Origin of the sequence: Cupriavidus sp. 2KB_3, assembly GCF_052115685.1 — a bacterium.
GTDB lineage: Bacteria > Pseudomonadota > Gammaproteobacteria > Burkholderiales > Burkholderiaceae > Cupriavidus > Cupriavidus campinensis.
Map to the genome: position 1 here is coordinate 181,988 of NZ_JBFRHD010000004.1, position 24,391 is coordinate 206,378.

A 24,391-nucleotide genomic window follows, 5' to 3' on the forward strand; every position below is an offset into this window, starting at 1 on the left:
CCATGCCCATCGACATCCGCGCGCTGCGCTACTTCGTGGAGACCGCGCGGCTCAAGAGCTTCACGCAGGCCGCGGCGTCGCTTTACGTCACCCAGTCCACCATCAGCAAGATGGTGCGCCAGCTGGAGGACGAGGTGGGCCAGCCGCTGCTGATCCGCGAAGGCAAGTCGGTGCGGCTGACCGACGTGGGCCGGGTGGTTTACGACCGGGGCCAGGAGGCGCTGGGCGTGGTGCATCGGCTGACGCTGGAGGTGGCGGATCTGTCGTCGCTCGGGCGCGGGCAGCTGACCGTGGGCCTGCCGCCGATGGTCAACCTGTTCTTCTCGCCCGCCGTCAGCGCGTTCCGCCAGCGCTATCCGAATCTGGAACTGACCTTGTCCGAGCACGGCGGGCAGGTGGTCGAGCAACAAGTGGCGAATGGTGAACTTGAGGTGGGTGCCACGCTGCTGCCCGGCGACAGCGGGCTGGACCTCGCCACGCGCGAGTTCGCGCGCTATCCGATCTGGGTGGTGGGCCCGCGCGGCGTGCCCTGGGCGGGTGGCAAGACGGTACGGCTCGAGGCGCTGCGCGAGACGCCGCTGGTGCTGCTGACCGACGAGTTCTCGCTGACCTGCAAGCTGCGCCAGGCGTTTGCCACGGCGCGCATGACGCCGCGCGTGGTCGCGCAGAGCGGCCATTGGGACTTCCTCGTGTCGATGGCGGCCGCCGGCCTCGGCACCACCTTCCTGCCCGAACCGCTGCTGGCGCGGCTGGACGCCGCCGACACCCTCGCCATGGCCCGGCTGACCGAGCCGACCATGGACTGGGCGATGGCCCACGTCTGGCCGCCGGGCCGCTACCTGTCTCACGCGGCGCGCGCGTGGCTGGCGGTCTGCGAAGAGGTCATCGGGTAAGCAGGCAAGCGGGTAAACGAAAAGAAGCCGGGCAGGTTCGGTGTCGTTCTCCTGCGCCATGTCGGGATCTACCCGATCCCCCGAACGGGTTCCGCTCAGTGCGCGCGCAGCGCATCGACGATATTCAGGCGCGACGCGCGCAGCGCCGGCAGGAATCCGCCGATGAAGCCCATCCCCATCGAGAACAGCAGCGTCTTGGCGGCGATGCCCGGCGTGAGCAGGAAGCGGAACGACAGGTCCGCAAAGGTCTGGAAGTTCGTCGTCGAAAATGACGCAAACTGCATCAGCGCCGCGCAGGCCAGCCCGGCCACGCCGCCGACGAAGCCCAGCAGTACCGCCTCGATAAGAAACGCCGCAAGCACATTGGTGCGCTGGAAGCCCAGCGCGCGCAGCGTGCCGATCTCGCCCACGCGGTTGGCCACCGAGGCATACATGGTGATCATGGCGCCGATCATCGCCGCCACGGAGAAGATCGTGGTCAGCGTGAGCCCGAGGATGTTGATGAAGGTGGAGAGCGCGCGCGACTGGTCGCTGTAGAACTGCTGCTCGCGCTTGGCCTCGTTGGCGAGGCGGGGGTCCACGTCGATGTCGGCCCGGAACTTGTCGAAGCCGTCCGCCTGGCCCAGCCGCACCACCATCGACGAATAGCTGGTGCGCCGGAACGACTGCATGAGCTGGTCCACATCACCCCAGATCTCGGAGTCGAAGCCGCTGCCGCCGGCGTCGAAGTGGCCCACCACGGTCCAGTCGCGCTGGGCAAAGCGCAGGTGGTCGCCAATGCGCACGTTGCCGAAGCCCTTGGCGATGCTGCTGCCGACGATGATCTCGGACGAACCCGGCCGGAACACCCGCCCGGCCGTGATGCGCACCTGCGGGCGCAGCGTCACGCCCTGCGGCGACACCCCCCGGATCACTACGTTGGCCGGGGTGGCCGCGCCGCTCTTGGTCAGCGAAATCAGCACTACGGCCTCGCGTGAGGCCATGGGCCGGCCGTCCCGGTTCATCGCCACGGCCGGATGCATCTCCATGGCGGCCGCCTGGTCGCGCGAAATCGCGCTCTGGATCTCGGTTTCGGCGCCCTTGCGGATCAACACCACGTTGTCCGGCTCGCCCGTGGTGACCAGCGTCTGCTTGAGGCCGGCGTCCAGCATCAGCATGGCGGCGAAGACAAACACCACCAGCGCCAGCCCGCCGGCCGTGAGCGTGGTGGTGAGCCGCCGGGCCCAGACGTTGCGCGCGATGTAGTGGAGCGGGATGACCATAGGGGGAGGGGGGGAGGGAGCCGGGCCGGTCAGCCGATGGCCCGCAGGCCCTCGACAATGCGCACGCGCGCCGCCTGCACCGCCGGCACGATGGCCGCCGCCGCGCCCACCACCAGCGCGCACGCGGCCTGCATCATGGCGGTGTCGTGGGACACCGTGAACACCGGGAACACGCCGCCCACCGCCTGCTTGAAGAAACTGGCCGCCGGTGGTGTCAGGAGCATGCCGATGGCACCGCCCACGATGCAGATCAACATCGACTCCCCGAATACCAGCATCGACAGGAAGCCCGGGCCGAATCCAAGTGCTTTCAACGTCGCATATTCGGTGGTCCGCTCCCGCGCGCTCATCGCCATGGCATTCGCCATCACGGCCATCACGATCACGATCACCACGTAGGACACCACGCGGATGGCCGCGATGATCTGGTTGGACATCGCCACGAAGCCGAGCTGGAACGCCTGCTCCGTCTCTGTCATGGTTTCGGCCAGCGAGTTGCGGAAGACGTCGTCCACGCGGCGCGAGACCGCGGCGGCGTTGTCCGGGTTGTCGATGCCGAGGATGAACACGCCCACCTGGTCCGGCTTGCCGGCAGCCTTCTTGCGGATGCTCTCGTTCAGGTATTCATAGTGGAACAGCATCTGGCGCGTGATGGTGGATTCCTCGCGGCCATCCATGATGCCGCGCACGACGAAGTCCCACGTGCCGGGGTAGATCGTGCCCTTGAGCGGGATCACGTCACCGACCTTGAAGCCGTACAGGTCGGCCAGCTGCCGGCCCACCAGCGCCCCCCGGCGGTCGCGCCGGTAGTCCGCGCGCTGCTCGGGCGGCACGATCAGTTCCGGATACAAATCGAGGTAATTGTCCGACACGGCGAACTGGGCGAAGAAGTTCTTCGGGTCGCGATAGGTGCCGGCGAACCAGCTGGAGCGCGCCACCTGCGTCACGCCCTCCACGCCCCGGATGCGGTTTTCGTAGCTCAGCGGCAGCGGAAACACCAGCGAGATCGAGTTGCGCGTGACCAGCCGCGCGTTGGATGCCGCCGCCGCGCCCGCGTACCAGGCATCCACCACGGTCTGGAGCAGCCCGTAGGCCAGCACGGCAATCACCAGCCCGAGCACGGTCAGCGCCGTGCGCAGCTTGTGGCGCAAGGCGTTGCGGGCGATCAGCCGGGGCAGGTACATGGCGATGGCGTCCTGGTGTCCTGATGTCCTGATGTCCTGGATCTGAGCCTAGCGCGGGCCGGGCAGCAGTTCGCCCTTTTCCAGGTAGACGAGCGAGCGCGCCGCCTCGGCCGCGTGGGCGTCGTGGGTGACCATGATGATGGTCTTGCCGGCCTCGGTATTGAGCCGTTGCAGCATGGCCAGGATCTCGGTGGCGGAGGTGCGGTCCAGGTCGCCAGTGGGCTCGTCGGCCACGATCAGCGTGGGATCGGTAATCAGCGCGCGGGCAATCGCCACGCGCTGCTGCTGGCCGCCGGACAACTCGGACGGGTAATGGTCCATCCGGTCCGCCAGGTTGACCATGCGCAGCACCATCTCCACGCGCTCGCGCCGCTCCTGGCGCGACAGGCGCGTCAGCATCAGCGGCAGCTCCACGTTCTCGTACGCGGTGAGCACCGGCATCAGGTTGTAGAACTGGAAGATAAAGCCGACGTGCGCGGCGCGCCAGTCGGCCAGCGAGGATTCCGGCAGCCCGGCGATGTCCACCCCGGCCACGCGCAGCTCGCCGCTGTCCGGGCGGTCGATGCCCGCGATCAGGTTCAGCAGCGTGCTCTTGCCGGAGCCGGACGGCCCCATCAGCGCGATGAAGTCGCCTTCGGCGATATCGAGCGTGATATCGGACAGCACCGGCACCGTCTGCGCGCCGCGCCGGTACGACTTGGCGAGGTGGCGGATGGAGACGAGCGGCTCCGGGCGGTGGGCGGGATTGTGGGTCACGTCAGTCGTCACGTCACTTCTTCGCCACGGTGACCTTGCTGCCATCGGACAGCTTGTCGGCCGGCGCCAGCACCAGCGTGTCGCCAGGCTTCACGCCCTGCACGGCCACCAGCTCGCCCACACGGGCGCCCTTGGTCACCGGCACCTGCTTTGCCTTGCCGTCCACCACCTGGAACACCACCGGCTTGCCGTCGCGCTCGACAATGGCGGCCGGCTGCACCGCCACCAGCGCCTTGCGGTCCTCGGGCGGCACCGGCTTGGAGAGGAAGGCGATCTTGGCGCTCATGTCCGGCAGCACGCGCGGGTCACGGTCGATAAAACGCACCTTGACCAGCACGGTGGCCTTCGAGCGGTCCACGGTGGGCACGATGCGCGACACCCGGCCGGCCATGCGCAGGTCGGGCAGGGCGTCCAGCAGCAGTTCCACGGGCTGGTCGACGATGATCCTGGCGATGTTGGACTCGGAGACATCGGCCTCGACTTCGAGGGTTTCCATGTCGGCGATGGTGACGACCGCGCCCTTGGTGTCGGAGGCGGCCGAGAACGGCGTGATGTTGTCCCCGACGTTGGCGTGCTTGATCAGCACCACGCCGTCGAACGGCGCGCGGATCACGGTCTGCTCGACGGAGACCTCCGCCGCGCGGGCGTTGGCCTGGGCAGAGGCGATGGACGCCTGCGAGTTGTTGATCGACGCGCGGGCCTTGTTGTAGCGGGCCAGGTCGGCGTCGTACTGCTGCACCGAGATGGCCTTGGGCGCCAGCAGCGTCTCGGAGCGGCGCAGGTTCACCTCCGCATCGCGCAGTTCGGCCTGCTGGAGTTGCAGGTTGGCCTGCGCCACCTGCACCTGCGCCCTGGCCTGGGCCAGCGACGCCTCCACGTCCCGGCTCTCGATCCGGGCGATGATCTCGTCCTTCTTGACGCGCGAGCCCTCCAGCACGCCGAGCCATTCAAGCCGGCCCTGCGCCTTGGACGCCAGCGCCGCCTTGCGCTGCGGCACCACATAGCCCGTGGCGTTCAGCAGGGTGTAGTTCTGGGAGGGGTAGGCGCTGGAAACGGTGACCACCTCCACCGCCTGCGGGCCGGCCAGCCGCGCGCCAATGCCGATCACGGCCAGCACGACCACGGCAATGGCCGCGTAGCGGAGCCAGCGGCGGCGCCCACGCGGCGCGGGCGCCATGGCACTGCGATCGATCTTCAGCCTGCTCAGGTCTTGATCAGCCAATTTTTCAACCGGTAGGGTGCGGAAAAGGGGCTGACAGTATAGCGCCGTGTGATCCCGGCGCCGGAAGCCGCCGGGAACTCAGAGCAGCTTGCCGGGATTCATGATGCCGCTGGGGTCGAACACCTGCTTGATGGCGCGCATCAGGCGCAGTTCGAGCGGGTCTTTCAGCGCCAGGAACGAGTCCCGCTTGAGCTGGCCGATGCCGTGCTCGGCGCTGATGCTGCCGTCGTACCGAGCCACTTCGTCCAGCACGTCCTCGCTCACCGCCTTGCCCTCGTTGAGCGCCCATTTCGCGTCCGCGCCGAGCGGGCGAGACAGGTTGTAGTGCAGGTTGCCGTCGCCAAAATGGCCGAAGATGAACGGGCGGATGCCGGGGTGCTTCGCCAGCAGCCGGGCCTCCATCGACGCCATGAAGGCCGGAATCCGTTCGATTGGCAGCGAGACATCGTGCTTCAGGTGCAGCCCGTCGGCGCGCTGGGTCTCGGAGATTTCCTCGCGCAGCCGCCACAGGCTCTGCAACTGGGCCAGCGAGGCCGACACGGCAGCGTCCAGGCACAGGCCCTGTTCCAGCGCATCGCCAATCACCGATTCCAGCAGGGCATTGAGCACCTCCTCGGGCGCCGTATCGGCGATTTCCACCAGCACATAGGCCGGATGGCGTTCCGGGAAGGGCGCCTGTACCCCTTCGGCATGGGTCAGCACCAGTTCCAGACAATCGCCCGTGAAGAACTCGAAGGCCTGGAGCCGGGCGCCGCAACGCGCGAACAGCAGCGAGAACAGCTTCAGCGCCTGCTCGGACGACGCCACCGCAGCCAGCACCACGGCGCGCGAATCGGCGCGCGGCAGCAGGCGCAGCGCGGCAGCCGTGATCACGCCCAGCGTGCCTTCGGAGCCAATCAGCAGTTGCTTGAGGTCGTAGCCGGTGTTGTCCTTGCGCAGCGTGCGCAGGCCGTGGAAGACCTCGCCATCGGGCAGCACCGCCTCCACGCCCAGCACCAGCTCGCGCGTCATGCCGTAGCGCACCACGTTTACGCCGCCGGCGTTGGTGGCGAGGTTGCCGCCGATCTGGCACGAGTCCTCGGCGGCCAGCGAAAGCGGGAACAGCCGGTCGGCCTCCTCGGCGGCGCGGCGCAGGTTGCCGAGAATGCAGCCGGCCTCCACGACCATGGTGTTGGCGATGGTGTCGATCGAACGGATCTTGTCCATGCGGTCCAGACTCAGGATCACGTTGACGGGCCGGCTGTCCGGCGCGGCACCGCCGCACAGGCCGGTATTGCCGCCGCGCGGCACCACCGGCACGCCGGCCTGCTGGCACAGCGCCAGCGCCTGGGAGACCTGCTCGGTAGTACGGGGCCGGATCACGGCCTGCGCCTGGCCCTTGTAGAGGCCGCGCCAGTCGCTGGTCCACGGCGCCACGTCATCGGGCGCGGTGGCCACCACGTCGGGGCCCAGGGTGTCGGTCAGGCGTTGCAGGAAGGCGGCGTCGGACATGGGATACCTATCTATATAGAGGGAGGGTTCAGGCGGCGGCCCGCAGCGGCAGGCCAAGCCGCGCGGCGGCATTGCGAAGATGGGCGGCAGCGGCCAGCCGGGCGGCCTCGGGGTCCGCAGCGCGGATCGCCTCGAAGATCGCCACGTGCTCGCCATGCACCTGCTCGGGCAGCCCCGGCTGCTGCTGCGAGTTGCCGCGCGCGGTGCGCACGGCGTGGTGCAACTGCAGGTTCAGGTACTGGAGCAGGTCCTGGTAGTACTTGTTGTGGGTGGCGGCGGCCACGGCCACGTGGAACTGGGTGTCGGATTCGGCACCCCGGTCGATGTCGTGCAACTGGGCGGCAAGGGTGCCGAGCAGGTCGGCCATGCGCTGGAGATCGTCTTCGGTCCGGCGCCGCGCGGCCATCGCGGCGGCGGCGCTTTCCAGGTCCAGGCGCAGCTCGTAGATCGCCGCCAGATCGGCGGCATCGGCGCCGGCCTGGCCGGAGAGCCGGAACCCGGCATCGCTGACGCGCGCGCGCACGGTGCTGCCCAGCCCCTGACGGCTCTCGATCATCCCTTGCGAGCGCAGGTGCTCGGTCACCTCCCGGATCACGGCGGTGCTGACGCCGTAGCGCTCGGCCAGCTGCTTGCCGGTGGGCAGGCGGGCGCCAACCGGATACACGCCATCGGCAATCTCGGCGCGGAGCTGCTGGATGACGCGTTCGGTGAGGGTGATAGGGCGGGTCGTCTGCATGGGTGAGACGTTACACTTTTATGGTTATATGAAAACTAGGGGTAAACGTTATGTTTTGGGTTTGGTGGCTGTGGCTTTTGGGCACAATAGCCAACACTGCTTACTTCAACGCCCCCCGAGCCGCCTCCAAATTCCCCCTGACCCGCCGAGCCGTCTCAGATTCCGCCGGCAGCAACCGATAAAGCCGCTCCCAATACCCAATCGCCTCCGCCAACGCCCCCCGCTCAGCCGCATCCGTCCCGGCTAAAGCCAGCGCCTTCGGCTCATCCCCATCCAGCGCCAGCGCCGCACGCACCTGCTCCATTGGCGCGCCCTCCAGCTGCCCCCCAGCCGCGCTGGCCAGCGCATCGGCATAGTCGGCCCGCAGCGCCGCCGCATCCGGCACCAGCGCCACGGCTTTCGCATAGGCCGCCGCCGCGTCGTCAAACCGTTCCAGCGCCGTGTACGACCTCGCCAGCATGTACCAGCCGTTGGCATCGCCCGGATCCTGCCGCAGGCGCAGTGCCAGCCGCGACACCATGGCGTCGATTTGCTGCATGTCTACGGTATGCCCATCGCCAGCCGGCAGCGTGGCCGGCGCGCTGGCCCAGGCTGCGTGCACCATGCCGGGGTTGCCGAGGTGGAGGTACAGCAGCATCGCCCCGCCCGGCAGCAGGGCCAGCGAGGCGGCGACTACCCAGCGTGAGCGCCCCGGCGGCGCCATGACATCGGCCAATTCCGGCGGATCGGTGCGAGGACGAAACACGGCCCGATGCCGCCGCCTCGTCCGCACCACGACCACGCCGGTGCCGAGCACCAGCAGCGCTGGCCCGAACCACAACAGCCACGTCAAGGGCCGCACCGGCGGGTCGTAGAGCACGAAGTCGCCATAGCGCTGCACGAGGAAATCCTTCACGGTGGCCTCGCTCGCGCCGCTGCGCAGTTGTTCGCGGATCTGGGCGCGCAGGTCCACGGCGAGGTCGGCGTTGGAGTCGGCCAGCGTCTGGTTCTGGCAGACCAGGCAGCGCAGCTGTTCCGCCAGCGCGTGCACGCGGGTGTCCAGCCGGGCGGCGTCCTCGGCGGCGTGCGCGGCGAACGTCAGCCAGAGCAGGCAGGCCAGCCAGATCAAAGCAAACCTACGCATGGCCGGGCTCCCGCTCCCGCTCCAGCGTGCGCAGCAGCGGCAGGATCTTCTGCTCCAGCACCTGCGGCGTCACCGGCCCCACCTGCCGGTAGCGCACCACCCCGGCGCGGTCGATGACATAGGTCTCCGGCACGCCATACACGCCCAGGTCGATGCCGGCCTTGCCATCGGCATCCACCAGCGACGCCACGTACGGATCGCCCATGCGCCGCAGCCAGTCGCGCGCGGCGTCGGGCTGGTCCTTGTAGTTCAAGCCGACCAGCGGCACCTCGGATTTGCCGGCGAAGTCGGTCAGCACCGGATGTTCGACGCGGCACGCCGTGCACCACGACGCCCACACGTTCAGCATCCACACCTTGCCCTTGAGATCGGATGTGGCACGTACTTCACTGGAAGCTTTCAGCAGCGGCAGCCGCAACGCCGGGGCGGGCTTGCCGACCATCGCCGATGGCAGTTCGCGCGGATCATGCCGCAGCCCGGCAGCCAGCGCGGCGGCCAGGGCCAGGAAGACGGCCAGTGGAAGCAGGTAGCGCGTCATCGCAGCGGCTCCCGGGTGGTGGCCAGCGGCACGGCGGGGCGCGGGGCCGGCGATGCAGCCCCCTCAACCACCTCAACCACCTCAACCACCTCAACCACCTCAACCGTCCGCCGCCGATAACGCCGGTCGCAAACCGCCAGCACGCCGCCGAGCGCCATCAGCACGCAGCCGCCCCAGATCCATCCGACGAACGGCTTCACGTGGAGCCGCACCGCCCACTGGCCGTCGGCCACCTGTTCGCCAATCGCCACGTAGAGGTCGCGGGTAAAGCCATTGTCGATGGCGGCCTCGGTCGTCGGCATGTCCTGGCTGCGGTAGACGCGCCGTTCCGGCGCCAGCGTGGCCACCGTCCGCCCGTCGCGGCTGGCCACCAGCGTGGCGCGGAACGCCGCGTAGTTGGGGCCGCGCACCGGCGCCACCCCCTCGAAGCGGAACGTATAGCCGCCCACGCTGACCACCTCGCCGGCCCGCATCGGCAGTTCGCGCAGGCTTTCCTGGCTTTTCACCAGCGTTACCCCGGCGATAAACACGCCCACGCCGACATGCGCGAGCAGCATCCCGTAATACCCAGCCGGCAACTGCCGCAGGGCCGCCCAGCCGCGATGACGCAGCCGGCTGGCGAGGCTGGTCAGTCCGCTGGCCACGCACCAGGTGGCCAGCCACAGCCCGAGCCCGGTCAGCGCGGAGCCGTTGCGCAGCGTCGCCAGCAGCGCCACGGCCACCAGCAGGCTGCCGATGGCGGCCCAGCGCAGCCGCGCGGCCAGGTCGGGCAGGGCGGCGTGGCGCCAGCGCACCAGCGGGGCCACGCCCATCAGCAGCACGGCCGGCGCCATCAGCGGCACGAAGACCTGTTCGAAGTAAGCCGGCCCCACGGAGATCTTGCCCAGGCCGAGCACGTCCAGCAGCAGCGGATAGAGCGTGCCGAGCAGCACCGTGGCCGCCGCCACGGCCAGCAGCACGTTGTTGGCCAGCAGGAAGGATTCTCGCGACACCGCCGCAAACGCCGCGCGCACTGACACCCGCGGCGCGCGCCAGGCATAGAGCGCCAGCGCGCCGCCCGTGATGGCGCCGAGCAGGGCGAGGATGAACACGCCGCGCGTCGGGTCCACAGCGAAGGCATGCACGGACGTCAGCACCCCCGAGCGGACCAGGAAGGTGCCGAGCAGGCTCAGCGAGAACGTGAAGATCGCCAGCAGCGCGGTCCACGCGCGGAAGGCGCCGCGCTTCTCGGTGACGGCCAGCGAGTGCATCAGCGCCGTGCCGGCCAGCCAGGGCATCAGCGAGGCATTCTCCACGGGGTCCCAGAACCACCAGCCGCCCCAGCCCAGCTCGTAGTAGGCCCAGGCGCTGCCGAGCAGGATGCCGAGGGTCAGGAAGCTCCACGCCAGCGTGGTCCACGGCCGCGCCCAGCGTGCCCAGGCGGCGTCCAGCCGCCCGCCCAGCAGCGCCGCCACGGCGAAAGCGAAGACCACGGCAAAGCCCACATAGCCCATATAGAGCTGGGGCGGATGGAACACCATGCCGGGGTCCTGCAGCAGCGGGTTCAGGTCGCGCCCCTCCATGGCCGGCGGCAGCAGGCGGATGAACGGGTTGGAGGCGAACAGCAGGAACAGCAGGAAGCCGGCGCTGATGGCGCCCAGCACGCCAATCACGCGGGCCCGCAGCGCCGGCGGCAGGGCACGGCTGAAGCGGGCCACGGCCAGGGTCCAGAGCGCCAGCATCAGCGTCCACAGCAGCATCGAGCCCTCGTGCCCGCCCCAGACCGCCGCCGCGCGATAGATTGCCGGCAGCGCGGTGTTCGAGTTGGCCGCCACGTAGCGCACGCTGAAGTCGTTGTCGAGGAAGGCCAGCGTCAGCGCGCCATAGGCGGCCAGCACCAGCAGCGCCTGGGCCACGGCGGCGGGCCGCGCCACCGCCATCAGCGTGGCGTCGCCGCCGGGACCCCGCGCCGCGCCGGCAATCGGCAGCACCGCCTGCATCACGGCGACGAACAGCGCTAGGATCAGAGCGAAGTGACCGAGTTCGACGATCATCGTGGCGTGGCCTCCGGAGTGCGTGCCCTGGTCTGGGCGGCCTGCTTCAGGGCCTCGGCGGCCTCGGGTGGCATGTAGTTCTCGTCATGCTTGGCCAGCACTTCGGTGGCCTGGAACACCCCGTCGCGCAATTGGCCGCGCGCCACTACGCCCTTGCCTTCGCGGAACAGGTCCGGCAGCAGGCCGCGATAGATCACGGGCACCTGCCGCACGGTATCCGTGACGATGAAGCGGATGGTCATGCCATCGCCCTCCCGGCGCAGCGAGCCGGTCTCCACCAGCCCGCCCAGCCGGAACGCGCGCCCGGCCGGGGCTTCCTGCGCGGCCACCTGCGTGGGGCTGAAGAAGAAGACGAGGTTGCCCCGGAAGGCGTTGAGCACGAGCGCGGTGGCCACGCCGGCGCAGGCCAGCGCGGCCAGCAGCCAGCCGAGGCGACGGCGCCGGGTTGTCGTTGTCATGCCCGGTGATCGTCGCCAGCCGCCAGCCGCCGCGCGGCCCGCGCGCGCCGTGCCAGCAGCACCATTTCCAGCCCCAGCGCGGCAAACGCCACCCCGAAGGCGCCAGCCACATAGCCCAGATGGGGCGAAGACAGCAGCAGGTTCAGCATGATCGGCTCCGGTTCTCGCTACGCCAGCCGTGGCTCGGCGCGCTCGCGCAGGATGCAGCGCACGCGCACCAGCGCCACGGCAATCGTGTACATCCAGCAGGCCAGCGTCATCAGCAGCATGCCGGCCAGCATGGTGTGCGCCATGGACGGCGCGGCGGTCAGGCTCACCGACGCGCCCTGGTGCAGCGTGTTCCACCACTGCACCGAGAAATAGATGATGGGGATGTTCACCACGCCGACCAGCGCCAGCACCGCGCAGGCACGTTCGGCGCGGCGCGGGTCGTCGATGGCGTTTTCCAGCGCGAGGAAGCCGAGGTAGAGGAACAGCAGGATCAGTTCGGAGGTCAGCCGGGCGTCCCAGACCCACCACGTGCCCCAGGTCGGCTGGCCCCACAGCGCGCCAGTCCAGAGCGCGATAAAGGTGAACAGCGCGCCGGTGGGCGCCAGCGCGGAGGCCATCATCGACGAGAGCCGCGTGCGCAGCACCAGCGCCAGCGCGCAGTAGGCGGCCATCACCAGGTAGATGAACATCGACATCCACGCCGCCGGCACGTGGATGAAGATGATGCGGTAGACCTCGCCCTGCTGGGCGTCCGTGGGCGCCACGCCGAAGCCGACATACAGCCCGGCGATCAGACACAGCGCTGCGGCCATGGCGAACCACGGCGCCAGCCGCCGGGCCAGCGGGTCGAAGCGGGCCGGGGAGGCGTAGGCCAGCCAGCGGGACCGCGCCGGGGACGGCTTGGGCAGGGCGGCGGAGCGGGGCAGGTCGGCGGTGGGTCCCATCGTCTCACTCCATGGCAATGCGCAGGCCGGCGGCGGCGGCCGGCGGGCACAGGCACAGCGCCAGCGCCAGGCAGGCGCCCAGCAACGACAACTGCGGCATGACGTCGAGCCCCGCATCCGCCGCCGCGCCGGCCCCGGCGCCAAAGACCAGCACGGGCACGCAGAGCGGCAGGACGAGGATGCACAGCAGCACCGCGCCGCCGCGCACGCCCAGCGTCAGCGCCGCGCCCACGGCGCCGATCAGGCTCAGCACCGGCGTGCCGATCAGCAGCGACGCCGCCAGCATCCACGTGGCCCCGGCCGGCAGCGAATACTGCTGGGCCAGCACCGGCGTCAGCACCAGCAGCGGCAGGCCGCTGGTCAGCCAGTGCGCGCAGATCTTGGCCAGCACCAGCAGCGCCAGCGGCGCCGGGGACAGCAGCATCTGCTCCAGGCTGCCTTCGGCATGGTCGGCGGCGAACAGGCGCGAGAGCGACAGCATCGACGCCAGCAGCGCCGTCACCCACAGGATGCCGGGGGCCAACGCGCGCAACTGCTGCGGATCGGGGCCGATGGCGAGCGGAAACAGGCTGGCGGCGATGACGAAGAAGACCAGCGTGGCGACGAGGCCGTCGCGCCGGCGCCAGGCCAGTTTCAGGTCATGGACGAGCGTGGCGCCGAAGGCATGCATCAGGCCGAGCCCTCCAGCGCGAGCCCGCGCAGGCTGCCGCGCGCCGTTGCCAGTGGCAGCGCCAACGGGCCATGCAGGGCGATCACGGCCATGCCGCCGGCGTCCAGATGGGCATCGAGGCGGGTGCGGAAGTGGTCGGCGGCGGGGGCGTCCAGCGCCGCCAGCGGCTCATCCAGCAGCCACAGCGGGCGCGGCGTGAGGGCCAGCCGCGCCAGCGCGATGCGCCGCCGCTGGCCCTGGGAGAGCGTGCGCAGGCGCGCATCGGCCATCCGCGCGAGCCCGGCGTCGGCCAGCGCCGCGCGTGCCGCCTCCGGCGTGACCCGGTGGCCGGCCAGCCGCGCCGCGTAGACCAGTTGCTCGATGGCGCTCATGTCGGCATCGAGCCCGTTGTGGTGGCCGAGGTAGGCCACCGATCGCCCATAGTCCGGATCGCCGCCGCGCACGGGCCGGCCTTGCCAGGTCACCGCGCCGGCCAGCGGCACCAGCAGCCCGGCCAGCACCCGCAGCAGCGTGGACTTGCCGCTGCCGTTGGGCCCGGTCAGGGCGATGGCCTGCCCGGGCGCCAGGTCGAGGTCGATGCCACGGAACACGGCGCGGCCGGCACGGGCAAAGGCGAGCTGGTGGGCCGCGAGCATGGGGCGGGCCTCAGCCGGAACGGGGTCGGGCGCGGGAGCGGGAACGGCAGGGCGCGGCGTGGCTCATTCGCTGCCCTCGGCCTTGGAGACATCGGGCAGCCGGTGCGCAATGCCCTTGTGGCAGTCGATGCAGGTCCGCTCCTTGTTGGCGAGGTAGGTGGAGTGCATGGTCTGGGCGCGCGGGCTCTGCCGGGTGAAGTCCATCGACTGGTAGTCATGGCAGTTGCGGCATTCGAGCGAGTCATTGGCCTTGAAGCGTGCCCACTCGTGCTGGGCCAGCTCCAGCCGGTGGGCCTGGAACTTCTCGCGGGTGTCGATGGTGCCGAAGATCTTGGCCCAGACCTCCTTCGACGCCTGCATCTTGCGGGCCATCTTGTCGGTCCAGTTGTGCGGCACGTGGCAGTCCGAGCATTTGGCGCGCACGCCGCTGCGGTTGGTGAAGTGGATGGTGCCCTGCAGTTCCTGGTACACGTTGTCGCGCATCTCGTGGCAGCCGGTGCAGAACTTCTCGGTATTGGTGAATTCCAGCGCCGTGTTGAACGCGCCCCAGAACATCACGCCCGCGACAAAGCCGCCCAGCGTCAGGAAGCCGAGGCTGAAATACGCGCTGGGGCGGTTGATGGTGCGCCAGTATCGTTTGAGCAGGTCGAGCATCGCGCTAGTCCGCCAGGTCTTATTTCTTGGCGGCGGTGCCTTTGGGCGCCGCCGGCTTTTTCAGCATCGTCTCCACGTCCGTGAACGTGTTGCCGACCAGCGGCTTGGCGTCGGCCTGCGGCACGTGGCACTGGGTGCAGAAGTAGCGTCGGGGCGAGACATCGGCCAGCACGTTGTTATTCCGGTCCATGTAGTGCGTGATACTGACCGGGATCGCCTGGGTCTCCTCGGTGCGGGTGCGCGCGTGGCAGAACATGCAGCGGTTGTAGTCCTTGTCGAGCTGGTAGCCGTCGATCTTGTGCGGGATGGTCGGCGGCTGCATGGTGTAGTTGCGCGTGCGGCGCACGTCCTTGTTCTCGGTGGGATAGAGCAGGGGCGGCTTGGACTCGCTGGCGATGGGCGTGGGGCCGCGCATGGCGTCGGTGAGCCCTTTGCCCTCGGACTGGGCCTGGGCGCCGGCCAGGACGAACTGGCTGGCGAGGATCCAACCCATCCAGACTGTTGATCGCATGGCGTGGCCCCCCTATACCTTCACGATCTTGACCGCGCACTTCTTGAAGTCGGTCTGGAGCGAGATCGGGCAGGTGGCGTCCAGCGTCACCTTGTTGATCAACTGGCTGGCGTCGAACCACGGCACGAAGACCAGCCCGCGCGGCGGCTGGTCGCGCCCGCGCGTCTCGATCCGGGAGCGCATGCGCCCGCGCCGGGACACCACCTCCACCTCCACGCCGCGCCGCAGCCCCATCGCCCTGGCATCCTCGGGATGCATGAAGACCACGGCGTTCGGGAAGGCGCGGTACAGCTCCGGCACGCGCCGGGTCATCGAGCCGGAATGCCAGTGCTCCAGCACCCGGCCGGTGGCCAGCCAGAACGGGTATTCCTTGTCCGGCGACTCGGCGGCGGGCTCGTAGGGCAGGGCGAAGATGACCGCGCGGCCGTCCGCGTTGCCGTAGAACTGGAAGCCGGTGCCGGCCTTCACGTAGGGGTCGCTGCCTTCGCGGTAGCGCCACAGCGTTTCCTTGCCGTTGACCACCGGCCAGCGCAGACCGCGCGCCTCGTGGTAGGCATCGAACGGGGCCAGGTCGTGGCCGTGGCCCCGGCCGAAGCTCGCATACTCTTCAAAGAGCCCCTTCTGGATGTAGAACCCGAACGCCTTGGCCTCATCGTTGTGGTATTCCGGGTTGACTTCCTTGAGCGGGAACTTGTCCACCTGGCCGTTGCGGTAGAGCACATCGAACAGCGTCTTGCCCTTGACCTCCGGCATCTTGGCGATCAGGTCCGCCGGCCAGACTTCCTCGATCTTGAAGCGCTTGGAGAACTCCACCAGCTGCCACAGGTCCGAGCGGGCCTCGCCGGGGGCATCCACCAGCTGATGCCAGAACTGGGTGCGCCGCTCGGCGTTGCCGTAGGCGCCTTCCTTCTCCACCCACATGGCGGCGGGCAGGATCAGGTCCGCCGCGAGCGCGGTCACGGTGGGGTAGGCGTCCGAGACCACGATGAAGTTCTCCGGGTTCCGGTAGCCCGGCAGCCCTTCCTCCATCAGGTTGGCCCCTGCCTGGATGTTGTTGTTCACCTGCACCCAGTACGCGTTGAGCTTGGCGTCCTTGAGCATGCGGTTCTGCAGCACGGCGTGGTAGCCGGGCTTCTCGGGGATGGTGCCGGCCGGGATCTTCCAGATGCGTTCGGCGGTCTCGCGGTGCTTGGGGTTGGCCACCAGCATGTCCGCCGGCAAGCGGTGGGAGAACGTGCCCACCTCGCGCGCGGTGCCGCAGGCCGAGGGCTGGCCGGTCAGCGAGAACGGGCTGTTGCCCGGCGTGGCGATCTTGCCGGTGAGCAGGTGGATGTTGTAGACCATGTTGTTGGCCCAGCTGCCGCGCGTGTGCTGGTTAAAGCCCATGGTCCAGAACGACACCACCTTGATGCTGGGGTCCGCGTAGAGGGCGGCCAGCTGCTCGAGCTTGTCGCGCGGCACGCCGGAGAGCTTGCTGACGGTGGCCACGTCGTACTTCGCCACGAACCTGGCGAAGTCGTCGAACGAGATCGGCGTGGCGGCGTTGGGGTCCGCCGCGTTCTTGGCCTTCTTCTGCAGCGGATGGTCCGGGCGCAGCCCGTAGCCGATGTCGGTCACGCCCTGCTTGAACACCGTGTGCTTGTTGACGAAGTCCTTGTTGACCTTGTTATTGCTGATGATGTAGTGGGCGATGTAGTTCAGGATCGCCAGGTCGGTCTGCGGCGTGAAGATGATCGGCAGGTCGGCCAGTTCGTAGGAGCGGTGGGTGAAGGTGGACAGCACCGCCACGCGGGTTTTGGGCGCGGAGAGGCGGCGGTCCGTCACCCGGGTCCACAGGATCGGGTGCATCTCGGCCATGTTCGAGCCCCACAGCACGAAGGCGTCGGCCACCTCGATGTCGTCGTAGCAGCCCATCGGCTCGTCCATGCCGAAGGTGCGCATGAAGCCGGCCACGGCGGAGGCCATGCAGTGCCGGGCGTTCGGGTCGATATTGTTGGTGCGGAAGCCGGCCTTCATCAGCTTGGAGGCGGCGTAGCCCTCCCAGATCGTCCACTGGCCCGAGCCGAACATGCCGACCGCCGTGGGGCCTTTCTCCTTCAGCACGCGCTTGAACTGGGCCGCCATCACGTCGAAGGCCTTGTCCCAGGTCACGGGCTGGAACTCGCCGTTCTTGTCGTACTGGCCGTTCTTCATGCGCAGCAGCGGCCTGGTCAGCCGGTCCTGCCCGTACATGATCTTGGAGAGGAAGTAGCCCTTCACGCAGTTCAGGCCCTTGTTGACCTCGCACAGCGGGTCGCCCTGGGTGGCCACCACCTTGTTTTCCTTGACGGCCACGGTCACGCCGCAGCCGGTGCCGCAGAAGCGGCAGGGCGCCTTGTCCCATTTCAGGCGGGTCAGGTCGCTGTCCGTGACGAAGTTGGCCGCGTCCGCAGCCAGCGGAATGCCGCCCACCGAGGCGGTGGCGGCCACGGCGGTCTGCTTAATAAAGTCCCGGCGAGTGACTTTCATCGACAATCTCCGTGTCCATGTCGCACGCATCCTCGTTGTGCTGGTAGACCAGGGTGGCCGCCAGCACGCCTTCCAGCTGATGGAGGAACGTCAGATGCGCCGCGATGGCGCGTGAGGTGGGGGCTTCCAGCGTGACGACGAGCTTGCCGGCGTCGCTGGCGGCGTGGATCTCGGCCCCGGCGATGCCGGCAATGGCGCTGCGCACGGCATCGAGGTTCGCCGGCTGGGTGTGCACGAGCACGCCGGCGATGTGCCACTGCTGCGCATCGGCGCCGTCGGTGCCGGCATCGGTGCCGGGTTTGGTGCCGTTAGCGCCGGCTTCTCCCGGCTGCGCCGTGGGGCGTGGCGGCTCGGGGGTGGAATGCGTGGTACCTGGCATGACTGTCCTTGCGGCGGCAGGCCGCGTCGTTCAGTGCTACAGGAACTGCGGGCGTCACCCCACCGGGCGACGTCGATCCATGCCAATCAATGCGTGGGCGGGCCGCTGACGAGCTGAGTCATCCAGACGATGAACCCGTACCCGGCCACGATGATGACGGACAGCACCGGCACCATCACGGCGGTCAGGAACAGGAAGCTCCGGAGTTCTTCTTTCTTGCGCTGCGGATCGTCGGCGACAGCCATCGCAAAGTCCGGCATGGATTTCGTGGAGACGGGATCATTTAAGGAAGCGCATCCGGTGGTGTCAAGCGCGCTTTGGGCCAATATGGCACGGCGTGATGTGTGTGGGGCGTGCGGGGGGCGTGTATCGAGCGATCTCTGATAAGTCAGAGACCGCCCCGGGGCGAGGTTCAGGGCTGGGCGCCGAACTCCGCCTGCGCGCGTGTCCAGGCGCGGGCCTGCTCGCTGATGGAAACACCCAGGCCGGGGCGCGTGGGCACGATGATGCGGCCGTCGCGGATCTCCAGCCGCTCGTTGAACAGCGGTTCGAGCCAGTCGAAATGCTCGACCCACGGCTCGCGCGGATACGCCGCCGCCAGGTGCACATGCAGCTCCATGGCGAAGTGCGGCGCAATCATCAGCCCGGCGTGGTCAGCCAGCGCCATCACCTTGAGGAAGGGCGTGATGCCGCCCACGCGCGGCGCGTCCGGCATCAGGTAGTCGGCGGCGCGGTGGCGGATCAGGTCCCAGTGCTCGGCGGCGCTGGTCAGCATCTCGCCGGTGGCGATCGGGGTGTCGAACTGCGTGGCCAGCGCGGCGTGGCCCTCATGGTCGTAGGCGTCCAGCGGTTCCTCGATCCAGACCAGGTTGAACGACTCGAAGGTGCGGCACATGCGCTGCGCGGTGGGGCGGTCCCACTGCTGGTTGGCATCGACCATCAGCGGCACGGCATCGCCCAGGTGCTCGCGCACGGCGGCTACGCGGCGCAGGTCCTCGGCGCGGTCTGGCTGGCCCACTTTGAGCTTGATGCCGCCGATGCCGCGCGCGACGGACGCCGCCGCGTTGACCTTCAACTGGTCCAGCGGGGTGTGCAGGAAGCCGCCCGAGGTGTTGTAGCAGCGCACGGCGTCCCGGTGGGCGCCCAGCAGTTTGGCCAGCGAGAGCCCGGCGCGCTTCGCCTTCAGGTCCCAGAGCGCTACGTCGATGGCGCCGATGGCCTGCGTGGACAGCCCGCTGCGTCCTACCGAGGCACCGGCCCAGCAGAGCTTGTCCCAGAGCCGGGCGATGTCGCTGGCATCCTCGCCCAGCAGGGCCGGGGCGATCTCGCAGGCGTGGGCGTACTGGCCGGGGCCGCCGGCCCGCTTGGCATAGCTGAAACCGAGCCCGGCGTGGCCGTCGGCGGTGCGGATTTCGGCGAACAGGATGGCCACCTCGGTCATCGGCTTCTGCCGGCCGGTCAACACCTTGGCGTCGCTGATCGGGGTGGCGAGCGGCAGGTAGCAGGAAGAAAGGCGAATCCAGGCGATCAAATCGGGAGACATGCGGGTTCCTTTTCAGGGTATGACACGCATCGGCCACGTTGTCTTGGTTCAAGGCGCAAACTGGCGCCAGTTCAGGCAATCGTCGATAGAATGCTAACGTTGTCATACGACTGGGTCAACCCATCCAATCCGCTCAACCCCGCCGAGCCCGCATGCCCCAAGCCCCTGCATCCAAGTCCGTCACGCTCCATGATGTCGCCCGCCAGGCCGGCGTCTCGCTGATTACCGCCTCGCGCGCGCTGAGCAATCCGGGCATGGTGTCCGAGGCAACCATCGCGCGCGTGCGCGAGGCCGTGGCGGTGACCGGCTACATCCCGAACCTGCTGGCCGGCGGGCTGAAATCCCGCAAGAGCCTGATGGTGGCCGCACTGGTGCCGGACATCGCCGTGCAGCAGTTCCTGCCGACCGTGAAGGCGCTGACCGATGCGCTGGACGCCGCCGGCTACCAGCTGATTCTCGGCCAGACCGGCTACGACCACGGCCGGGACAAACGGGAGGAGGCGCTGCTCGCCACGATGATCAGCCGCCGCACGGACGGCATCGTGGTCACCGGCCTGATCCATTCGCAGACCGCGCGCGACCAGTTGCGCCGCGCCGGCATTCCGGTGGTGGAAACGTGGGATTTGAGCGATCGGCCCGTAGACATGGCGGTGGGCTTCTCGCACCTCAAGGTGGGCAGCGCCATCGCCGGCTACTTCCTGGGACAGGGGCGGCGCCGGCTGGCTATCGCCACGGGCGACGACCAGCGGGCCGCCGTGCGGCGCGAGGGCTTCCTGTCCACCGTGGGTCACGCGGTGCCGACCGTGGTGGTGCCCGCGCCAAGCAGCCTCGAATACGGCCGCAGGGCGCTGGGCGACCTGCTGGCGCAGGACCCGCACATCGAGGCGATCTACTGCAGTTCCGACCAGCTCGCGCAGGGTGTGATGATCGAAGCACACGCGCGAGGGCTGCGCATGCCGCAGGATCTGGCGATCTGCGGCTTCGGTGACGCTGACTTTGCCGCGCACATGAACCCGCCGCTGACCACCGTCCACGTGGACGGCGCGCAGATCGGCGAACTGGCCGCGCGGCAGCTGCTGGCGCGCTTCCGGGGCGAGCCGGTGCCGGAGCCGGTGATCGACGTGGGCTTCCGCATCATCGAGCGGGGCACCACGTAAGGCCCGGTGCTAGTGCGCCGCTTCTGGCGGCGTGGCACCGGCCTTGTCATGTGTGCCGAAGCGCTCCACCATCGTCACGCTGGCCCGGTTCAGGCCGGTGACCTCCACCGCCACGCCGTTGCGGCGGAACTTGTGGACGATGCGGTCGAGCGCTTCGATGGCCGTGATATCCCAGAAATGTGCGTGGGACAGGTCCAGCCGCACCTGGCTGACCGGTTCGCGGAAGTCGAACGCCGCCACCAGTTGCTCGGACGAGGCAAAGAACACCTGCCCGCGCACCGTATAGCGGCGGGTCTGGCCGTCGGGGTCCAGCGTAGGATCCAGCGTGGCGTCCACGTGCAGCACACGCTGCACCTTGGCGGCGAAGAAGACCGCGCTCAGCAGCACGCCCACCAGCACCCCCAGCGCGAGGTTGTGCGTGGCCACCACCACGATGACCGTGGCTACCATCACCACCGACGAGCTTTTCGGATGGGTGGCGAGGTTGCGCACCGAGCGCCAGCTGAAGGTGCTGATCGACACCATGATCATCACCGCCACCAGCGCCGCCATCGGAATCTGCTTGACCCACGGCCCCAGGAAGACCACCAGCACCAGCAGCAGCGCACCGGCCACGAAGCTGGACAGCCGGCCCCGGCCGCCTGACTTCACGTTGATGATGGACTGGCCGATCATGGCGCAGCCCGGCATGCCGCCCAGCACGCCGGCGACGATATTGGCGATGCCCTGGCCCCGGCATTCCTTGTTCTTGTCGCTGGCCGTGTCGGTGAAATCATCGACGATGGCGGCCGTCATCAGCGACTCCAGCAGCCCGACCACGGCAATCGCCACCGAGTACGGGAAGATGATGCGCAGCGTCTCCAGCGTGAACGGCACCGCCGGCAGGGCGAAGCCGGGCAGGTGGTCTGGGAACGCGCCCATGTCGCCCACCGTGCGGACATCCAGCCCGAGCAGGGCGGCGATGACCGAAATCACCACGATGCAGACCAGCGGCGACGGCACCGCCCGGGTCAGGCGCGGGAACAGGTAGATGATGGCCAGCCCGCCCGCCGTCAGCGCGTAGACCGCCAGCGGCGCGCCGATCAGTTCCGGCAACTGCGCCAGGAAGATCAGGATGGCCAGCGCGTTGACGAAGCCGGTCACCACGGAGCGCGAGACGAAGCGCATCAGCCCGCCCAGCCGGAGCAGGCCCGCGCCGATCTGGAACAGGCCGGCCAGCAGCGCGGCGGCGAACACATATTGCACGCCATGATCCTTGACCAGCGAGGTGATCAGCAGCGCCACCGCGCCCGTCGCGGCGGAAATCATGCCGGGCCGGCCGCCCACGATGGCGGTGACCACGGCAATGGCGAAGGCCGCGTACAGGCCGACCTGCGGATCGACGCCGGCAATCAGCGAAAACGCGAGCGCTTCCGGAATCAGGGCCAGGGCGACCACGGTGCCTGCGAGCAGGTCGCCACGGATATTCGACAGCCATTCCTGGCGGAGGGTATGTAAAGACATTGGGGGCTTGATGCGGAGGGGGGGCGCGGGTTGTTGCGGCGCGTCATTGTAAGGGAATTCAGGCATCCGTTGACGGCTCAAGCGCCTCGCCATTGCAACCGAGTTGCGTTAATATCTGCGGCTCCTTCGCTGGTCCGACTCACCTCATGGCACTCCCAGACCCCGCGCAGCCTGTGGCTGCGCTCCGCGACATCGCCTTCGCCTGGCCGGGCCAGGACGGCCCTGGCCTGCGGGTGGACCTGCGGGTGGACTATTTCGAGGTGAGGTCCGGCGAGCACGTCTTCGTCTCCGGCGCCAGCGGCAGCGGCAAGAGCACGCTGCTGGGCCTGCTGGCTGGCGTGCTGACCCCGGCGCAGGGCCGAGTCGAGGTGAATGGGACGGATCTGAGTGCGCTGTCCGGCGCCCGGCGCGACCGCTTTCGCGCCGACCACATCGGCATCATCTTCCAGCAGCTGAACCTGCTGCCCTACCTCTCCGTGCTGGACAACGTGTTGCTGGGGTGCAAGTTCTCGGCCCATCGGCGCCAGCGCAGCGTGGCGCAGGGCGGCAGCCCGGCCGCGGCGGCGGGCATGCTGCTGGCGCGGCTGGACCTGCCCGAACCGCTGTGGCACCGGCCCGCGGCGCGGCTGTCGATCGGCCAGCAGCAGCGCGTGGCTGCCGCGCGGGCGCTGCTCGGGCGGCCGGAACTGGTGCTGGCCGATGAGCCGACCTCCGCGCTGGACGCGGATCGCCAGTCGGCCTTCATGGACCTGCTCCAGCGCGAATGCCGCGCGGTGGGCGCGAGCCTGGTGTTCGTCAGCCATGACACGCGCCTGATGCCGCGCTTCGACCGCCATGTCGCCATGCCGCACGGCTTTGTCGCGGTGCCCGCATGATGACGCTGACCGGCATGGCGGCCCGCAGCGCCTGGAACCGCCGCTACAACCTGCTGCTGATGATCGTGGCGATTGCGCTGTCGACGGCGCTGCTGCTGGGCGTGGAGCGGCTGCGCCATCAGGTGCGCGCCGGCTTCGCGCAGTCGATCTCGGGCACCGACCTGATCGTCGGGGCGCGCACCAGCCCGGTCCAGCTCACGCTCTCCACCGTGTTCCATCTGGGCGGCGTGACGCACGGCATGTCGTGGGCCAGCGCGCAGCGCATCGCTGCCCATCCGCTTGTGGCGTGGACCATTCCGGTCTCGCTCGGCGATTCCCATCGCGGGTTTCCGGTGCTGGCCACCTCGGAAGACTACTTCCGCTACTTCCACTACGGCGACCGCCGCCCGCTGGCGCTGGCGAACGGGCGGCCGTTCGGGGCCGTGTTCGAGACCGTGCTGGGCGCGGAGGTGGCGCGGCGGCTGGGCTACCGGGTGGGCGATCGCATCGTGTTGAGCCATGGCGGGCCCGCGCATGACGATCACCATGTGGACCATGTGGACCATATGGACCATGCGGACCATGCGGACCATGCTGACAAGCCTTTCGTGGTCACCGGCATCCTGGCCCCGACCGGCACGCCGGTCGATCGCACCGTCCATATCCGGCTGGACGGCATGGAAGCCATCCATCTCGACTGGCAGGCGGGCGCGCCGGTGCCGGGCATGTCGATTCCGCCGGCGCTGGTGGGCAAGTTCCGGCTAACGCCGGAGCACATCACCGGCGTGCTGGTGGGCCTGAAGCTGCGCTCACGCGTGTTCGCGCTGCAACGCGAGATCGACGAAGATCCGCACGAGGCCCTGATGGCGGTGCTGCCCGGCGTGGCGCTTGATGCGCTGTGGCAGATCGTCGGCGTGGGCGAGAAGAGCTTGCTGGGGATGTCCGCGCTGATCGGGGTGGTCGGGCTGGCGGGGCTGGTGTCGTCGATCCTGGCCGCGCTGGGCGAGCGGCGGCGCGAACTGGCCATCCTGCGCGCGGTCGGCGCTCGTCCCATCGACCTGTTGATCCTGCTGGCGACCGAGGGCTTTGTGCTGATGCTCGCCGGCACGCTGGCCGGCTACCTGCTGCTGACCGGGCTGTCGCTGGCCGGCGCGCCGTGGCTGGAGGCACGCCTCGGCGTGGCGCTGCCGGTGGCGTGGCCCCGGCCGAGCGAGCTGCCGCTGCTCGCTGGGATCCTTGCCGCCGGCGCCATCGCCTCCCTGTTGCCGGGCTGGCGCGCCTATCGCCTGAGCCTGAGCGACGGGCTGACGCCGCATATCTGATCCCTGATCCCTGATCCCTGATCC

25 protein-coding genes are annotated in these 24,391 nt (G+C 69.1%); 4 read left to right on the forward strand and 21 right to left on the reverse strand.

What is annotated here, in order from left to right:
* Positions 1-2 precede the first annotated feature (2 nt).
* A complete protein-coding gene (locus AB4120_RS05530) occupies positions 3-893 on the forward strand; it encodes a LysR family transcriptional regulator (protein WP_144195398.1) in 891 nt (296 codons plus the stop codon).
* 95 nt (positions 894-988) lie between these two features.
* Here the strand turns inward: AB4120_RS05530 and AB4120_RS05535 are convergent, their stop codons facing one another.
* The 20 genes from AB4120_RS05535 to AB4120_RS05630 all read right to left on the reverse strand — a co-directional run bounded on the left by AB4120_RS05535 (position 989) and on the right by AB4120_RS05630 (position 19,531).
* The gene (locus AB4120_RS05535; protein ID WP_441641959.1) at positions 989-2,155 is read right to left on the reverse strand and encodes an ABC transporter permease; all 1,167 of its coding nucleotides are present in this window, start codon (positions 2,153-2,155) and stop codon (positions 989-991) included.
* 29 nt (positions 2,156-2,184) lie between these two features.
* Entirely contained in the window at positions 2,185-3,339 is a 1,155-nt protein-coding gene (locus AB4120_RS05540; RefSeq protein ID WP_149136032.1) for an ABC transporter permease, read from the reverse strand.
* A 48-nt stretch (positions 3,340-3,387) separates the two neighbouring features.
* The gene (locus AB4120_RS05545) at positions 3,388-4,107 is read right to left on the reverse strand and encodes an ABC transporter ATP-binding protein (RefSeq protein WP_149136031.1); all 720 of its coding nucleotides are present in this window, start codon (positions 4,105-4,107) and stop codon (positions 3,388-3,390) included.
* Position 4,108: 1 nt separating this feature from the next.
* On the reverse strand, positions 4,109-5,317 hold the full coding sequence (locus AB4120_RS05550; protein ID WP_149136030.1) for an efflux RND transporter periplasmic adaptor subunit: 1,209 nt from the start codon (positions 5,315-5,317) through the stop codon (positions 4,109-4,111).
* Positions 5,318-5,395: 78 nt separating this feature from the next.
* The gene (locus AB4120_RS05555; RefSeq protein WP_441641960.1) at positions 5,396-6,808 is read right to left on the reverse strand and encodes an FAD-binding oxidoreductase; all 1,413 of its coding nucleotides are present in this window, start codon (positions 6,806-6,808) and stop codon (positions 5,396-5,398) included.
* 28 nt (positions 6,809-6,836) lie between these two features.
* On the reverse strand, positions 6,837-7,544 hold the full coding sequence (locus AB4120_RS05560; RefSeq protein ID WP_149136028.1) for a FadR/GntR family transcriptional regulator: 708 nt from the start codon (positions 7,542-7,544) through the stop codon (positions 6,837-6,839).
* Positions 7,545-7,644: 100 nt separating this feature from the next.
* Entirely contained in the window at positions 7,645-8,667 is a 1,023-nt protein-coding gene (locus AB4120_RS05565) for a cytochrome c-type biogenesis protein CcmH (protein WP_441641961.1), read from the reverse strand.
* Positions 8,660-9,205, reverse strand: coding sequence for a DsbE family thiol:disulfide interchange protein (locus tag AB4120_RS05570; RefSeq protein WP_149136027.1), 546 nt, complete (start codon positions 9,203-9,205; stop codon positions 8,660-8,662). The genes AB4120_RS05565 and AB4120_RS05570 overlap by 8 nt, the downstream gene beginning before the upstream one ends.
* Entirely contained in the window at positions 9,202-11,238 is a 2,037-nt protein-coding gene (locus tag AB4120_RS05575) for a heme lyase CcmF/NrfE family subunit (RefSeq protein ID WP_441641962.1), read from the reverse strand. The genes AB4120_RS05570 and AB4120_RS05575 overlap by 4 nt, the downstream gene beginning before the upstream one ends.
* The gene (gene ccmE / locus AB4120_RS05580; protein WP_441641963.1) at positions 11,235-11,696 is read right to left on the reverse strand and encodes a cytochrome c maturation protein CcmE; all 462 of its coding nucleotides are present in this window, start codon (positions 11,694-11,696) and stop codon (positions 11,235-11,237) included. The genes AB4120_RS05575 and ccmE overlap by 4 nt, the downstream gene beginning before the upstream one ends.
* Positions 11,693-11,845, reverse strand: coding sequence for a heme exporter protein CcmD (gene ccmD, locus AB4120_RS05585; protein WP_149136024.1), 153 nt, complete (start codon positions 11,843-11,845; stop codon positions 11,693-11,695). The genes ccmE and ccmD overlap by 4 nt, the downstream gene beginning before the upstream one ends.
* An 18-nt stretch (positions 11,846-11,863) precedes the next feature.
* Positions 11,864-12,631 carry a heme ABC transporter permease gene (locus AB4120_RS05590; RefSeq protein ID WP_149136023.1) on the reverse strand — a complete coding sequence of 256 codons (768 nt, stop codon included), beginning with the start codon at positions 12,629-12,631 and terminating at the stop codon, positions 11,864-11,866.
* A 4-nt stretch (positions 12,632-12,635) separates the two neighbouring features.
* On the reverse strand, positions 12,636-13,301 hold the full coding sequence (gene ccmB / locus AB4120_RS05595) for a heme exporter protein CcmB (RefSeq protein ID WP_092301152.1): 666 nt from the start codon (positions 13,299-13,301) through the stop codon (positions 12,636-12,638).
* A complete protein-coding gene (gene ccmA / locus AB4120_RS05600) occupies positions 13,301-13,936 on the reverse strand; it encodes a cytochrome c biogenesis heme-transporting ATPase CcmA (RefSeq protein ID WP_441641964.1) in 636 nt (211 codons plus the stop codon). Before ccmA ends, ccmB begins: the two co-directional genes overlap by 1 nt.
* 63 nt (positions 13,937-13,999) lie before the next feature.
* On the reverse strand, positions 14,000-14,590 hold the full coding sequence (locus AB4120_RS05605) for a NapC/NirT family cytochrome c (RefSeq protein ID WP_149136021.1): 591 nt from the start codon (positions 14,588-14,590) through the stop codon (positions 14,000-14,002).
* A 19-nt stretch (positions 14,591-14,609) separates the two neighbouring features.
* Entirely contained in the window at positions 14,610-15,083 is a 474-nt protein-coding gene (locus AB4120_RS05610; protein WP_262389603.1) for a nitrate reductase cytochrome c-type subunit, read from the reverse strand.
* Between the two features lie 30 nt (positions 15,084-15,113).
* Positions 15,114-17,609 (reverse strand): periplasmic nitrate reductase subunit alpha, encoded by a 2,496-nt coding sequence (gene napA, locus AB4120_RS05615; RefSeq protein ID WP_441641965.1) that lies wholly within the window; start codon positions 17,607-17,609, stop codon positions 15,114-15,116.
* On the reverse strand, positions 17,581-17,988 hold the full coding sequence (locus AB4120_RS05620; protein WP_441641966.1) for a chaperone NapD: 408 nt from the start codon (positions 17,986-17,988) through the stop codon (positions 17,581-17,583). Before AB4120_RS05620 ends, napA begins: the two co-directional genes overlap by 29 nt.
* Before the next feature lie 86 nt (positions 17,989-18,074).
* On the reverse strand, positions 18,075-18,233 hold the full coding sequence (gene napE / locus AB4120_RS05625) for a periplasmic nitrate reductase, NapE protein (protein WP_144195360.1): 159 nt from the start codon (positions 18,231-18,233) through the stop codon (positions 18,075-18,077).
* Positions 18,234-18,400: 167 nt separating this feature from the next.
* Positions 18,401-19,531, reverse strand: coding sequence for an L-talarate/galactarate dehydratase (locus tag AB4120_RS05630; RefSeq protein ID WP_441641967.1), 1,131 nt, complete (start codon positions 19,529-19,531; stop codon positions 18,401-18,403).
* Between the two features lie 152 nt (positions 19,532-19,683).
* Between AB4120_RS05630 and AB4120_RS05635 the strand changes: the two genes are divergently transcribed.
* Positions 19,684-20,688 (forward strand): LacI family DNA-binding transcriptional regulator, encoded by a 1,005-nt coding sequence (locus AB4120_RS05635; protein WP_149136017.1) that lies wholly within the window; start codon positions 19,684-19,686, stop codon positions 20,686-20,688.
* A 9-nt stretch (positions 20,689-20,697) separates the two neighbouring features.
* Here AB4120_RS05635 and AB4120_RS05640 read toward each other — a convergent pair whose 3' ends face one another.
* The gene (locus AB4120_RS05640) at positions 20,698-22,191 is read right to left on the reverse strand and encodes a SulP family inorganic anion transporter (protein ID WP_441641968.1); all 1,494 of its coding nucleotides are present in this window, start codon (positions 22,189-22,191) and stop codon (positions 20,698-20,700) included.
* 146 nt (positions 22,192-22,337) lie between these two features.
* On the opposite strand from AB4120_RS05640, the gene AB4120_RS05645 reads away from it, so the two are divergent.
* Together AB4120_RS05645 and AB4120_RS05650 are read left to right on the forward strand one after the other, a co-directional pair.
* Positions 22,338-23,066, forward strand: a complete 729-nt coding sequence (locus tag AB4120_RS05645; RefSeq protein WP_441641969.1) for an ABC transporter ATP-binding protein — start codon at positions 22,338-22,340, stop codon at positions 23,064-23,066.
* Positions 23,063-24,367, forward strand: coding sequence for an ABC transporter permease (locus AB4120_RS05650; protein WP_441641970.1), 1,305 nt, complete (start codon positions 23,063-23,065; stop codon positions 24,365-24,367). The genes AB4120_RS05645 and AB4120_RS05650 overlap by 4 nt, the downstream gene beginning before the upstream one ends.
* Positions 24,368-24,391 lie beyond the last annotated feature (24 nt).